At 48.7% G+C, this 14447-nt stretch carries 13 protein-coding genes; 5 read left to right on the forward strand and 8 right to left on the reverse strand.

The window, feature by feature from the left end; all coding sequences use genetic code 11:
• Window positions 1–127 precede the first annotated feature (127 nt).
• On the forward strand, window positions 128–811 hold the full coding sequence (locus tag QCB45_RS06605; protein ID WP_279420078.1) for a class I SAM-dependent methyltransferase: 684 nt from the start codon (window positions 128–130) through the stop codon (window positions 809–811).
• Between the two features lie 251 nt (window positions 812–1062).
• A complete protein-coding gene (gene ppsA / locus QCB45_RS06610; protein ID WP_279420079.1) occupies window positions 1063–3543 on the forward strand; it encodes a phosphoenolpyruvate synthase in 2481 nt (826 codons plus the stop codon).
• A gap of 17 nt (window positions 3544–3560) precedes the next feature.
• Here the strand turns inward: ppsA and QCB45_RS06615 are convergent, their stop codons facing one another.
• Together QCB45_RS06615 and QCB45_RS06620 are read right to left on the reverse strand one after the other, a co-directional pair.
• Entirely contained in the window at window positions 3561–3938 is a 378-nt protein-coding gene (locus QCB45_RS06615) for a YraN family protein (RefSeq protein WP_279420080.1), read from the reverse strand.
• Window positions 3916–5619: a penicillin-binding protein activator gene (locus QCB45_RS06620; RefSeq protein ID WP_279420081.1), complete on the reverse strand. Its 1704-nt coding sequence runs from the start codon at window positions 5617–5619 to the stop codon at window positions 3916–3918. Before QCB45_RS06620 ends, QCB45_RS06615 begins: the two co-directional genes overlap by 23 nt.
• A gap of 72 nt (window positions 5620–5691) precedes the next feature.
• Here QCB45_RS06620 and rsmI point away from each other — a divergent pair, with 72 nt between their 5' ends.
• The gene (gene rsmI / locus QCB45_RS06625) at window positions 5692–6555 is read left to right on the forward strand and encodes a 16S rRNA (cytidine(1402)-2'-O)-methyltransferase (RefSeq protein ID WP_279420082.1); all 864 of its coding nucleotides are present in this window, start codon (window positions 5692–5694) and stop codon (window positions 6553–6555) included.
• A gap of 130 nt (window positions 6556–6685) precedes the next feature.
• Here the strand turns inward: rsmI and QCB45_RS06630 are convergent, their stop codons facing one another.
• The 6 genes from QCB45_RS06630 to QCB45_RS06655 form a co-directional block, all read right to left on the reverse strand.
• The gene (locus QCB45_RS06630; protein WP_279420083.1) at window positions 6686–7249 is read right to left on the reverse strand and encodes an HPF/RaiA family ribosome-associated protein; all 564 of its coding nucleotides are present in this window, start codon (window positions 7247–7249) and stop codon (window positions 6686–6688) included.
• 210 nt (window positions 7250–7459) lie between these two features.
• Complete coding sequence (locus QCB45_RS06635; RefSeq protein ID WP_279420084.1) at window positions 7460–7996, reverse strand: hypothetical protein; 537 nt, start codon at window positions 7994–7996, stop codon at window positions 7460–7462.
• 42 nt (window positions 7997–8038) lie between these two features.
• Entirely contained in the window at window positions 8039–8542 is a 504-nt protein-coding gene (locus QCB45_RS06640) for a hypothetical protein (protein WP_279420085.1), read from the reverse strand.
• A gap of 121 nt (window positions 8543–8663) precedes the next feature.
• Complete coding sequence (locus QCB45_RS06645) at window positions 8664–9374, reverse strand: pirin family protein (protein WP_279420086.1); 711 nt, start codon at window positions 9372–9374, stop codon at window positions 8664–8666.
• 48 nt (window positions 9375–9422) lie between these two features.
• Window positions 9423–10403, reverse strand: a complete 981-nt coding sequence (locus QCB45_RS06650; protein ID WP_279420087.1) for a glutathione S-transferase family protein — start codon at window positions 10401–10403, stop codon at window positions 9423–9425.
• 42 nt (window positions 10404–10445) lie between these two features.
• On the reverse strand, window positions 10446–11294 hold the full coding sequence (locus QCB45_RS06655) for a pirin family protein (RefSeq protein WP_279420088.1): 849 nt from the start codon (window positions 11292–11294) through the stop codon (window positions 10446–10448).
• Window positions 11295–11733: 439 nt separating this feature from the next.
• Between QCB45_RS06655 and QCB45_RS06660 the strand changes: the two genes are divergently transcribed.
• Window positions 11734–13332 carry a hypothetical protein gene (locus QCB45_RS06660; RefSeq protein ID WP_279420089.1) on the forward strand — a complete coding sequence of 533 codons (1599 nt, stop codon included), beginning with the start codon at window positions 11734–11736 and terminating at the stop codon, window positions 13330–13332.
• 172 nt (window positions 13333–13504) lie between these two features.
• Window positions 13505–14416 (forward strand): LysR family transcriptional regulator, encoded by a 912-nt coding sequence (locus QCB45_RS06665; protein ID WP_279420090.1) that lies wholly within the window; start codon window positions 13505–13507, stop codon window positions 14414–14416.
• Window positions 14417–14447 lie beyond the last annotated feature (31 nt).

Here is a 14447-nt window from a genome sequence, read left to right on the forward strand (position 1 = left end):
AAATTGTGTAGGTTATTTGAACGTGGCAGGCTAAAGTTGGTGTCGTAATCGTGTCGATCTGTTGAGGACGCGTGACATCCAGATTAAGATAGTTCGACATTAATACAGCATGGGAAAGGGAAAAGACATGGAAAAAACGCAAGCGCAGATCTTGAAACACCATGGTGGTGACGGCGAACACGCACGAGAGATGATCACCTCTACTTACGAGCGGCGTCACGATATCGATTTCTGGGAGTTCTGGAATGCTCAGATGAACGGTGTGATTCAGCCGGGCGATGTGTTAATGGATTTGGGTGCGGGCATCGGGCAGTTCATGAACGATTTGTCGCTGCGGTATCCGCGCAATACCGTGGTGGGTATCGAAGCCGCGCCTTATATGTTGACGGCTCAACTGCCACTGGCTGAAAACGGTCGTATGCTTCAAGACGACCTCAATGATCCGAAAGCCAATATTGGAGAAGGCAAAGTGGCGACCGTGATGGCGAACATGCTGGTGCATGAGCTGCCGCAGCCGGTATTGATGTTCAAGGCGGTTCATCGCTGGCTGAAGCCGGGCGGGCGTTTTTGCATTATTGATCTGGTTCGCCAGCCGTTGGCGGATTATCTGACGCACCGTTATCCTGAAAAGACTTTGTGGAATGAAGACGTAGGGCGCGATGAAATCGAAGATGTCTTCGACCATTTTCTGGAGCACAATCGTTACCACGCGGATGACATCGTGTTCATGTTAACCAGTCTCGGATTCAAGGTTGTGGAGTGTACACCGCAACGTGACGGACGTTTTGTACGTATCGTGGTGGAAAAGTAACCTTAAGTTCATCTTGAACATTTTGAACAGGCCTGCTTGATATTATTCAGGCAGGCCTGTTCGTTTTTTGGCAACTTGAAAAATCCTGACGGCCTGATTTTTTGAATGATTGAGTGATGATGACTCTCTCCGAAAAATTACCACTTTCAGTCTGGATAAAACGCATTAATAAGCGTAAGCTAACTGGCAGTCAATGCAGCTTCGTACTGTTCAATTTACGATCCGGAATCCGATTCGACAGGAGTGCAACCATGTCTACCGAAATGTCCTTTTCTTCAAGCAGTTTCATCCGTTTTTTCAGTGAATTAGGTATCGAAGATATTCCGTTAGTCGGCGGAAAAAATGCCTCTCTGGGTGAAATGTACCAAAGTCTGGTACCTCAAGGCGTACCGATTCCAAACGGCTTTGCAATCACCTCGGCAGCCTATCGTGCCATCCTTGATGAGAATGATCTGTGGACGAAGTTGCATGAGGTGTTGGATCCATTAGATGCCGAAAGCACTCAGGATTTGCAACGTCGTGGTGCGCAGGCGAGAGATTTGATCTATAACGCCAAACTGCCTGATGAATTGTATAAAGAGATGGTGTCGGCTTATGAGGTGCTGATTTCCGAATACGGTCAACATATCTCCCTGGCCGTTCGCAGTTCAGCGACGGCGGAGGATTTACCGACCGCGAGTTTTGCCGGCCAACAGGACACCTATTTGAACATCTCCGGTTTGGCGGCCTACGTCGATGCGTGCAAACACTGTTTTGCCAGTCTCTTTACCGACCGGGCGATTCACTACCGTATTGATCAGGGATTCGGACATTTCGATGTGGCGCTTTCGATTGGGGTGCAGTTAATGGTGCGTTCCGATATCGCCGCTTCCGGCGTCATGTTCTCGATTGACACAGAAACCGGTTTCAAGGACGTGGTTCTGATAACCGGAGCCTATGGTTTGGGTGAGAACGTGGTTCAGGGTGCGGTTGATCCGGATGAATTTTACGTGCATAAGCCGACATTCAATAAAGGTTTTAGAGGGGTGGTGAAACGCCATCTGGGTGCCAAGAAAATCAAGATGATTTATGCGACCGACACCAACCGCCGCCAGCCGGTTCGAAACGTGCCGACCAGCATGGCGGAACGCAGGAGTTTCTGTATTACCGATCAGGAAGCGTTGAGCCTGGCCGATTACGCTATCAAGATCGAAAAATATTACAGCGAGAAGGCCGGAACAGAGCGTCCAATGGATATGGAATGGGCGAAGGACGGCGTGACCGGAGATCTGTTTGTTGTTCAAGCGCGTCCGGAAACGGTAGCCTCGCAGCGTAAGGGATCGATTCTTGAGCGTTATGAATTGACTGGCGCTCCATCGACGCCGATTGCCGTGGGGCGTTCAGTAGGTAGTAAAGTGGTTAGCGGAAGAGCTCGAGTCATTTCGTCGGTTGAGTTCTTGCATGAGTTCCAGGAAGGGGAAATTTTAATTTCCGACATCACTACTCCGGATTGGGAACCGGTGATGAAAAAGGCCGCTGCCTTGGTCACCAACCGGGGAGGGCGAACTTGTCACGCCGCCATCATTGCTCGTGAACTCGGGATTCCCGCTGTCGTGGGAACCGGCAAGGGAACCGAATTGATCAAAACCGGGCAGTTGCTGACTGTGTCTTGTGCAGAAGGGGATGAAGGCCGAGTCTATGAAGGCGAAGTTCCTTACAAAATTATTCAGACCGATCTGGAGAGTCTGGAACGCCCTAAAACCGAAGTGATGATGAATCTGGGTAATCCGGAGCTTTCGTTCCAGTTGAATTCGATTCCCAACGATGGTATCGGTCTGGCACGTATGGAATTCATCATCAACAACAGCATTCAGGCGCACCCGCAGGCACTATTGAACCCGCAGTTGGTCAGCAGTGAAAAAGAACGAAGCAAAGTTGAGGCGTTAATTGAAGGTTTTGACGATGGTGAACATTATTTCGTGCAGAAGCTTTCTGAAGGCATCGGTACCATCGCTTCCGGGTTTTATCCCAAGCCGGTGGTGATGCGTCTGTCGGACTTTAAATCCAATGAATATTCTGCCCTGATCGGTGGGAGCGATTTCGAAGCCAAGGAAGAGAACCCGATGATCGGGTTCCGTGGTGCATCGCGTTATAATGATGCTGAATACAAAGCGAGTTTTGCCTTGGAGTGTAAGGCGATCAAACGGGTACGTGAAGTGATGGGCTTGGATAACGTCATCATCATGGTACCTTTCTGCCGCCGTTTGGATGAGGCGAAAAGCGTCATCGACAATCTGGCGGAGAACGGACTGGTGCGAGGTGTGAACGGTTTGAAGGTTTACATGATGGTGGAAATCCCCAACAACGTCTTGCTGATTGATGACTTTGCGGCTTATTTTGATGGCTTCTCCATCGGAACCAACGACCTGACTCAGTTGGTGTTAGGTGTGGACCGTGATTCCGAAAAGGTAGCGTTCGACTATGACGAGCGTGATCCGGGCGTCAAGAAAATGGTACTGATGGCGATCGAAGGTGCTCATCGTCACGGTAAGCACATCAGTATTTGCGGACAGGCTCCTTCGGATTACCCGGAATTTGCTGAGTTTCTGGTTAAAGCCGGTATTGACGCGATGAGCCTGAATCCTGATTCGGTCTTGAAGACACTTCCGGTGGTATTGAGAGCGGAACAACGTTATCAGAGTGCTAAGGAAGAGTTGAATCTTCCTGTGGATAACTTTGGGATAAGTGGATAAAGCTCAAATAAAGGCAATCAAATTCCGAAGGCGTTTTCGATGCGTTCGGGATCGTTTTGGTTCTCCAATAGGGTGAGTACGTCGAATTGCATGGCGGCGTTTTGCAGGTCGGGGTGTTTGAGAAGGTAGTGTTGGGCGCACCGTATGATGCGTTGCTGTTGTTGCGCTGTGACGAATTCCGCCGGGTGGCCGTAATCGGTTGAACGGCGGTATTTGACTTCGAAAAACACCAGCGTGTTTTGTTGCTGGTCAAGACCAATCAGGTCGATCTCTCCACCACGGCAGTGGTAGTTGTTTTCCAGAATTTTAAATCCTTGTCGGCGTAACCAATCGGCCGCTTGTCTTTCCTTTTCCTGTCCGATTCGTTTGCTTTTAAGGCGTTGCAGGAGTTTCATTCGGAGCAGCTTGTCCGGGAAGAGCCGGAAGGTCGGTCGACTGGATATCCGTTGCCGGTAGGTCGACGGCGTTTTTTTCAATCCGGTTGCTTATAATCGCCGGTGCCTTCGGTGGTTCGACGCCTTCAATTGTTTCAACCGTTTGGAGTGTTTCAGGCGTGTTAAGGATTTCCGGTTCTTGCGGCTTGGTCCAAGGCGTCAACAGGCCTTCGGGCGAGTATTGCGCCCAGATCAGTTTCTTGCCGATCTGTTGGTCTTCGTTTAAGTAGAGAATGCCACTCTGTCCTTGAGTCAAACACAAGTTGGGTGCCAGTTTGTCGAGTTGGGTAGCGAGCATGAAGCTGTCCCATCCGAACGCTTCCAATGGCGTGTTTAAAGCTTGTGGTGTAAACACGGCAGGAATGGTCGGGAAGATGACGTTTTCCAGGTCTTTATTGCGTTTGATGTTTTGCAAATCGTTCGGTGTCAGGTTCGACGTCGCGTAAACCGGCAGTTTTAACTGGAAGAATTCAAATTGCGGATGGAAAACAGCAACTTGCTGCTCGTTACCGATCAGAACGATGGCTTGCAGGTCCTGACGGGTACGCGGGAAAAACTCAATGTTCTCGCTCAGTAACCAGCGCAGGTTGTTGTAACGGGCCTGGCTGGCTTCTTCGTTGATGATTTTACCAAGCGCCTGTCGCAAATTCGGATTTTTGACCGGATAGAGGTGAAGTACCGCCGCATTGTCCGGATTCGACAGCCATTGAGACTGCAAGGTACGAGCCGTTTCGATGTCACGGTTGTTGTCGCTGCTCAGAATCGCGATGCGCTGATAGGCGTTTCCTTCAAGCTGATGGGTGATCTGCATGCTTTCGTTCTGGGAGCGGAAGTTGAAGGTTTTGAATTCCGCATTGTCGGCACTGTTCAGGGCGAGCACGTCGGTGATGTTGTGACCGACCAGTTTTTCCACCGCTCCTTTGGTCAAAGGCCCAATCACTAGATCGGCACCGTCTTCCTTGGCCTGTTGATAACGTTGCAGGACTTCGTCCACATTGCTTGAATCATAGAATTTCAGGCTGATAGAGCGGTTGGAGATCATATAGGCTTTCAACAGACCGTTGCGGATCTCTTCGCTGATGTGCTGGTACTTGCCTTTGAAAGGCAGTAATACGGCGATTTGGCGCACGGATTGACTGGTTTTCAGGCGCTCTTTCAAGGCTTGAATCAAGTGATGGTTGTAGAGTGCGCCGGTTTCGAAGCTGGCGACGTCCGAAAGGGCCTGGACCGCATAGAGCCCCGGCTGTTGCATGGCATCCAGCAGACTTCCCCACTGCTGCATTTTCGGATCGGAATTTTGGCTGAGTTCGTCGATTTTCTCCGGGGTGTCGAAAGCCTGGGACAAGGTGTGCCAGACCATGTATTCGATGGCAGCCTGGTTTTCGTCGTCGGCCTTATGCCATAGCTGTTCGCTCAGGGAGAGGTATTGTGACCAGTCGCGTGCTTGCTCGGCAACTCGAATTCGTTGTTCGAGTTGTGCAATCTCAAGTTCCGCAGCCGATTTCGTTTCGGCTGGAGTCAGCACGATGTCGGTCGTCGTTTGTGTGTCTTTCTGTACGCCGGGAGTGGTACATCCGGAAAGCGAGGCAAGGAAGATTGCCATCACGGAAGAAGAGACAATTAAAGCGGTGGATTTGCGCATTTTTATATAGAATGGTTCACAATTAATCGTAATGCAGATTATATAGTGAATTGAGTGATTGATAAGGATTTTATGGAAAACAATACGGCAAATGCAAAAAACGGCACGCTTTATATTGTGGCGACGCCAATCGGCAATTTAAAAGACATTACTCATCGTGCGGTTGAGATTTTGTCTTCAGTTGATTGGATTGCGGCCGAGGATACCCGCCATACCCAGAAGTTGCTACAGGCTCTGATGATCCAGCGGCCTTTGATCAGTTTGCACGATCATAACGAACAGGCGCGCAGTACTCAGTTGTTGGAACGTTTGCAGCAAGGGGAGAGCGGTGCTTTGGTTTCTGATGCCGGAACGCCGCTGATCAACGATCCGGGATTCCATTTGGTTAAATTGCTGCGTCAGCAGGGCGTGGAAGTGGTGCCGATTCCGGGGCCGTCAGCGGTGATTACTGCTTTGTGCGCCGCCGGACTGCCGACAGATCGTTTCAGTTACGAAGGGTTTCTTCCAGCCAAAAACCAAAAGCGGTTGGATGTGTTGGAAGGTTTGAAGAACGATACCCGCACTCTGGTGTTTTATGAATCGCCTCATCGTCTCATGGACACTTTAGCGGCCATGGAGAGTGTGTTCGGAGAAAGCCGGCAGATGGTCGCGGCACGTGAGATGACTAAGACATTCGAACAGTTCGTTTCCGGTTCGGTTGCCGAAGTGGTGGCCTATTTCACGGAAAACTCCGATAAGGTTCGCGGCGAGTTCGTTTTAATGGTGATGGGAGACGTTATTGAAGAAGAGACCGATGTCGGTGATTTCGACGATCTGATTTTGAGTCTGTTGAAACAGAATCTTCCAGTCAAGCAGATTACCGATATTCTTGTTGATTACAGCGGTCAGAAGAAAAAGGCGATTTATAGTCGGGTACAGGAATTGAAAGATCGTTGAGATAAGCTTCTGAGTTTCTAATTTAAAAATAAACAGGCCTGTTGAATCGGTAGTGATACTTGAATCACCGGGCAACTTAATGCCTCGGTGATTCAGCCCTTGTTTATGTCTGTTCAGGTGGTGACGATTATTAAACCACGTGATGTTTGCCTTCCAGCACGACACTGCTGGCTTGAGGGCCTTCTTCCCCCATCTCTTCCGCAAAGTGCACCTTGTCGCCTGTTTTCAGGTTGTTGAAATCTGCATTAACGATGCTGTTGCGGTGAAAATAGATTTCCCGTCCGAAAGTGGTTTCGATGGTACCGTAATCCATTTCAGGATACAGAGCCTTGACGGTTCCGTGCGGTGCGGTTTCATGTAGTTTGACCTTGCCTCGCTGTTTACGGGTCAAATCCTGTAGCTGGCGCTGGATGGCGCCGAACGCATCCCTGAGTGCAATATACATGTTCTCGTGGGTATGGTCATTGTCGGAGTTTTTGGTGGCTACAAGGTCATGTCCAGGCACCGATAAGTTGATTTTGATGCTGAATAGGTTGCCTTGCTGGTGCTTTCTGTGCGGAGCTTCGATGACGACCGAGCAGCTGATGATTTCCCGGGCGAACTGTTCGAGCTTTTTAACTTTTTCTTTGATTCTGTCTTCAACGGCATCGGAATGTTTGATGTCTTTAAAGGTGATTTGTAGTGGTACTTGCATGTTTTCTCCTTTGGGGAAAAGGTTTGCGTAAAACATTACATATTGATTCGACAAATCGGCGAGTTGACTAGCGTGAATGAAGCGACGGAAAATGGAAGGTATTCTGGAAAGAGCAGTCAACATCTTTGTCGAAAAACCGTCGAGCCGAACCTCCATTATTTCTGAAAACCGACTCAAAAAGCAAGTGTCTTTAGTATGGATTTTTGGAAATCAGTATCGGACTTCCCCCACTTTATAAAGCCTGTCCGGTTTACCAAAAACATCCGTGAGTTGTTCGAGAGTGAGCGGAAGGGGGTAGAAGGCGCTTCCGTCTGACTTACCAACGACCGGGGAGTAATCTTTGCCACCGCATAGAGAGCAAGCGGAAAACGCTAGAAATTGGTTTTGTCTGAACGCGACGTAGAAACCATTGCCTTGAAACCCTTGATCACGTAGCGCTTTTTCTCTGATGTACTGTGGCCATTGTGGGGGCGGTACAAAAGGGGGTAAGTATTTGGCAACCAACTCAGGTGTTAGGTTTTTGAACGGAACCGGCGGCGCCTCGTCTGTGAACTTGATGAGAAAATCGGGCGAATGAATTTCACTTCCGTCTTTTGCATTTAGCCGAATCAAATAATATAAAGGTTGTTTGGACTGATTGAGGTTTTCGCCAAATGCGACGATGTCGCTTTTTTGGTAGCGGGAAACGTTCGCACAGCCGCTCATAAGGAATAGGGTTGTGATAAGTATGATAATTGAAATTTTCATTAGAATCGTTTTCTTTTAAGCCTTTGGAAAGTCCGTTGGACCTTACCAACCAAGAAGAGGGCCAAAATGTCCTTGAGGATTGATAGGGTCGCTTCTTGGATCGGTATTTCTATTCTGTTCGTATGATTCTGCATCGGCTTGATACTGCTTAAAGATTTGTTTGGTGTGTTCGTAATCGTTTCGCGTGAAAGCGATTCCGCCATTCCAGGCTAATCCGATTGGTGTGCCCGGGTATTTGAGGAGAAACTCGGAAATGCCTTTTTCTACGTTTGATGTCGGATATTCATTTTTGACGATGTGCGACCGTATGTATTTGTCTTTATTTTGAGTGAATACTGTCCATGGGACTAAATAGATGCCTGCCGGCGCATTTAAAAGTTTTTCTTTGACCTGGTCGACTTTGTTTTTAGGTATGCCTGCGTAAACCATATAGGCGCTCTCCGACTGATCGATAAGAACCGAATCAACATCCTCCACTTTGGTTTGGTTGGATGAACAGCTTACGGTTAAAGCAAAGAGAGGCACTATCAATAATAGCTTAAGCATGATTTTCTCCTTACGTTGAGTAGGAAACAGTCCTTGCGTTAAGAACGCCAGTGCATTCAATTGATGGTTAAAAAATCTTGGGCCTTTTTAGTTTGAGCGGATTTAACAGGCCTGCCCGGTTTCAAGCCAATGGCACTTCGATACATAAAATCTTGCTGTTCTCATGGGCACGGACTTCTAGGTTGTCGTCTTCGGGAATCGCCAATGCGTCTCTTGGTTTCAGTTCGTCCAGATCGATCTGGACATTCCCTTCCAAAAGAAAAATAAACACGCCGTTTTTAGGTTGGTATTTTTTGTAGAACAGGGTCTGATGTTCGTCGATATCGGCGAGCGAAAAATAGGCGTCCTGGTTGATCCAGATAGAGTCGTCCTGTTCGTCGGGGGAGACGATCAATTGAAAACGGTTTTTACGTCCATGAGCGTCGAATGCTTTTTGGCCGTAACGGGGTTCAATGTTCAATTGTTTGGGCATGACCCAGATTTGAAGGAAATTGACTTCTTCGCTGTCGGAGTCGTTGTATTCCGAGTGAGAGACACCAGTGCCGGCCGACATGACTTGAATTTCACCAGCCTGGATAGTGTGTCGGTTGCCCATGCTGTCTTCGTGGCGAAGGCGACCTTTCAATGGGATGGAGATGATCTCCATGTTGTTGTGGGGGTGGGTTTCAAAGCCCATAGACGGGGCTACGCGGTCGTCATTGATGACGCGCAACAGTCCAAACCCCATGCGTTCCGGGTCGTAGTAACTGCCGAAGCTGAAACTGTGGTAACTGTGCAACCAGCCGTGATGGTAAACGCCACGGTCGTCGGCGGGATGGTATTCTCTACTCATGGGTATCATCCTCTTGGCATCCAAAGCGGGGGAGTTGAGCAGGCCTGTTCAGAACCGGTTTCGGTTGTGAGGTGTGTTCAAATCCAGTTCGGGGCCGATTGGCACGATCAAGGTTGGATTGATGGTGTCATGGCTACCGTAATAATGGGCTTTGGTATATTCGAGATCAATCGTCTCCATTATTCCCTCAATTTGCGCTAATTCCAAGGTGTAATTCCACAAATTTGGATAATCGACCAGACGCCTCAGGTTGCATTTGAAGTGGCCGACGTAGACGGAGTCGAACCGGATTAGGGTGGTGAACAGGCGCCAGTCGGCTTCTGTGAGCTGATCCCCGACCAGATAACGCTGTTTGGATAGGCGTTTCTCCAACTCATCCAGAGATTGGAAAAGGTTTTTAGCTTCTTTTTCATAGACTTTCTGGTTGGTGGCGAATCCGGCCTTGTAAACGCCGTTGTTGATATTGTGATAGACGAATTCGTTGATTTGATCGATCTCTTCACGCAAATTATTGGGGTAATAGTCGCCGGGAAGAGCGCCGATTCCGTCGAATGCGGAATTCAACATACGGATGATTTCGGACGATTCATTGCTGACGATGGTGTTGAGCTTTTTATCCCAAAGTGTAGGCACACTTACGATGCCGGTGTAGTTGGGGTCGGCAATCGAGTAGACTTCATGCAGCAGGGTCTTGTGGTTGATGAAATCGGGAATGACACCGGGGCCGGGATAGAAAGTCCAGCCTTCGTCGTCGCCCATATAGGAGTTGACCACCGAGACGGTGATCATCTCTTCCAAACCTTTAAGCTTTCTGAAAATAAGGGTGCGGTGCGCCCATGGACAGGCTAGCGAGACATAAAGGTGATAACGGTCGGGTTCGGCCTTGAAACCGCCTTGGCCACTCGGGCCAGGAGAACCATCGGCCGTGATCCAGTTTCTAAACTTGGCTTCCATGCGCTTGAAACTTCCTCCGGTCGAGTCGGTGTCGTACCAGTGATTGTCCCATTTTCCGTCAATCATAAATCCCATGAAGTTTGTCCTTTCTGTCACCGGTCTGTCGGTTGGATTGGTTTAAAAACGTCCTTCCTGATAGTCGTGGATCGCCTGCATGATTTCTTCTTGAGTGTTCATCACAAATGGTCCGCGCTGTACGATTGGTTCGTTCAGAGGTCTGCCCGCTACCAGTATAAAGCGGCTTTGGTCGCTGATGGAACGAATCTTCACCATATCGCCCGTTTCAAGTACGCCGAGCTGTCCGGCGTTAAGCACTCTAGGGTTGGATTCTCCGATTTCGATCTGGCCTTCATGCAGGTAGACGAAAGCGGTTTCATCATGTTCCAGCGGCTGAATGAACTGACTGTCTTTCACGAGCTGTACGTCGAGGTATGTTGGATCGACATAGTCGTTTTTGATGATTCCTTTGGTACCACCTTGGGTTTGGCCGGCAATGACCTTGATACGGGTACCGTCCGGCCAAACTTCTTCCGGTATGCTTTCGGGCGGATGTTCCTGATAGGCCGGTGGCGTCATTTTCGCCTTGGCGGGTAGGTTGACCCAGAGCTGGAACCCCATCAATAACCCTTCTTCCTGTTCCGGCATCTCGGAATGGATAATGCCTCGTCCAGCCGTCATCCATTGCACGCCACCGGTTTCAATTACGCCTTCGTTGCCCTGATTATCTGCATGACGCATCTTTCCGGCCAGAAGGTAGGTGACGGTTTCAAAACCGCGGTGTGGGTGAGGCGGAAACCCGCCGATGTAGTCCATCGGTTCGTCGGTGCCGAAGGCGTCAAGCATCAGGAATGGGTCCAAGTTTTTCAGTTGCGGTTGGCCGATGATGCGGGTGAGTTTGACACCGGCTCCGTCTGAAGCGGGCATGCCTTGGTAAATCTGTTGCAGTTGACGAGTATTGTTTGCCATGGTCTGTCTCCTGTTGATAGAGGGTAAGCTTAACGTTTAGCCAGACAATTAAAAACCGCCAAAATGCCAAAACACTGTTCTTGTTTTAAGAACGGGAATGCTTGGTAGGGGCATTATGTCGTCTGAATTCAGGAAGTGGAGTACGGTTTTAGTGGCTAATTCAATTGGCGTATTTAAGGAGTAAAAGTGCTGGTGTCAGCATTGCGCATAAAAAATAGAAGTGCTTCCTAATATAGAAAAAAACTATTTTTTTCAATAGGTTATTAGAATGACGAAAGTGGAGGTTAGTCGTATTTTTTAATGAATTTCAGGCGTAACATTATGGGTAGGTGAAGGGATTCTTCACCAAAAAAACAACAAGTCGTGAAGAATCTCCTTAATGAAGCGGACGGTCGATACCGGTTTTTCGCTTGGATGTTTTTTTTAAGAGGATACGATCATGACAAAAGATTCTAAAATTATTAGGGTCGTGTTATCGGTATTAGTGGGAGGGTTGTTGTTGATGGCCCCTCTCTCCAGTAACGCGGCCAATGAGCTGACGCTGTTTGAGTTGGAAGGTAATGCCGTCGACGACGCAGGAACGCCGGGCGACGATTGGGATACGGTATTGTTGGGCTCAGGCGGTTCTTCGATATCTACGACCGGAGTCGTCGTGGACCAGACCGACACTTCCATTTTTACACAAGGTGGATCGAAAGATACCCAGGATATTCCTAAGTGGCGCTGGAAAGATGGCAGTGTTCCGGACAAGGATGACATCACCAATGCCTATGCGGCCGCTTATCTTGAGCCAAGCAATAACGACTTGCTTATCTATGTCGGTGCGGACCGTTATTCCAATACCGGGGATGCTGTTATGGGATTGTGGCTGTTCCAGAACGAGATTTCGTTGAATCCGGACGGAACCTTTAATGGTGAACATGCCATCGGGGATATTCTGGCGGTTGCGGAATTTTCCAACGGGGGACAGACCGTCAATATCGTTTTGTACGAATGGGCTGGTATGCAAGGTAATAAAAGCCAGTTGAACGAAATCGATATTGGTAGTTCAGCCAAATGTGGAGTCGGTACTTTCAATATCGGATGTGCGATCACCAATACATCAACGGAAACTTCGCCTTGGTCTTATACTCCAAAAGCCGGTACAAGTGGTATGTTCCCTCCCGTCAGCTTTTTCGAAGGGGTGTTCAATATTTCGGAACTGGCAAGACAGTTGAATTTTGAAATCCCTTGTTTCTCGAGTTTCATGGTGCAATCCCGAAGTTCCACTTCTTTGACCGCGCAGTTGAAAGACTTTGTGGTCGGCAGTTTTGAAACCTGTAAATTGAGTCTGACCAAGAACTGTCCTACCGGTGGTGTCAATGCCGGTGAAACCGCATTTGTTTATAACTACAATGGTGTGGTGACCAACGACGGTTTCGGGACTTTGTACGATGTTATTGTCATTGATAATAACGGTACTCCTGGAAATACGGATGATGATATAGAACACACAATCGGTGAATTGGCGGCGGGAGCCAGCCAAGCCTATTCCGGTTCGTTCGAATCTTCGGAAAATCCTGCGATTAATACGGCTCAGGCTTATGCTAGATCGTCTGTGAACGCGTTGGAAAGAACAGTTCATTCCGATCCTCAAAGCGATACCTGTCCGCGAATTGATAAGGATCCGAACATCAGTATCACCAAGTCGTGCGAGACTTTCCTGGATTCCTCCGGCGGCCAAGTGGTTGTGGGTGTGAATTTCTCCGGTATGGTGTGTAACACTGGGGATATCGGTTTGACCAATATCCGGGTCATCGAATCAATTCCGGAAGTCACATTCAGTGATCCGATTGCTGGCAGCCTAAGCAAAGCCGGTACGCCAAACGAATGTGACGGTTATGCCGGTACTTACTATCCAAGCAGTGCCGCATCCGATCCGGGATTGGCGTCCTTCTCCAACACCATTACGGTTAAAGCCGATGCCGTGTTGGATTTCGGTACAGTCGAACCGGAAGAGCCGGCAACTGCAAACTGTAAGGTCTGTGTACAACCTTGACGAGTGATCCCTTGCACTCAATGTCGGGAATTTGGGCGGAGCCATTGGCTCCGCTTTTTTTATGCTAGTAATTTAAATGCTGTCTATTAATGATTGATTAAACAATAAAAAGTCGCCAAAATAGCTTGAACTGTTCTTATTTTAAGAACAAAAGAGAATTGGAGAAAGCCGAATGGGACAGTTGGAAGAGATGCAAATTTTCATTCGTGTGGTCGAAGCCGGAGGTATCGGTAAGGCTGCGGAACAGCTTAATCTTGCAAAATCGGCGGTGAGCCGAAGACTCTCCGATTTGGAGTCACGTTTGTCTTGCAAGTTGATTCAACGTACGACCCGAACGTCCAGTCTGACGGAGGCGGGCAAGGTCTATTATGAACGCGCGCTCAAGGTGTTGGAGTCGGTGGAAGACATGAACTCGGCGATTCGAAACGACGAGCAGCAATTGCGCGGTACCTTACGTGTGGCGGTTCCTTTGTCGTTTGGTCTGGCACACATGACCGACGTATTCGACCAATTTGCCAAACAGCACCCGGAACTGACCTTGCAGATCGATCTGTCCGACCGCGAAGTGGATATGGTCGAAGAGGGGTTTGATCTGGCATTCCGAATCGGCCAGCTTAAGGATGCGTTAATTCAGGCAAGAAAACTCGTTCCTGTGCGACTCATTTTGTGCGCCAGCCCCGATTATCTGAAAGAACACGGCGTTCCGGAAGTTCCGGAAGACCTGAAAGAGCATAAGATTTTGCACTATACCGGAGACAAAACAGGGGTCTGGCATTTGACTGACAGCGAAGGTTACGCTCATCCCGTTCAGGCTTCCGGACAGATTTACGCGAATAACGGCGATTTTCTATGCAAGATGGCAGTTAGCGGTCACGGCATTGTTTTGTCACCGACGTTCATCGCTTGGAAGTCATTGCATGAAGGCGAATTGGTGCAGGTTCTTAAAGAGTATCAACTGCCTAAGATGCACGCTTACGCGGTTTATCCCCAGAACCGTTACTTATCGCAAAAAGCGCGGGTATTTATTGATTTTCTGGTCGAATATTTCGGTGACAAGGCTTATTGGGATGAAGGCTTGTTTTAAGCATCCTTTTTCTCGGGCATTCAAATTCCGA

The sequence above is a fragment of the Thiomicrorhabdus sp. ZW0627 genome (assembly GCF_029767005.1).
In the GTDB taxonomy this organism is placed as follows: domain Bacteria; phylum Pseudomonadota; class Gammaproteobacteria; order Thiomicrospirales; family Thiomicrospiraceae; genus Thiomicrorhabdus.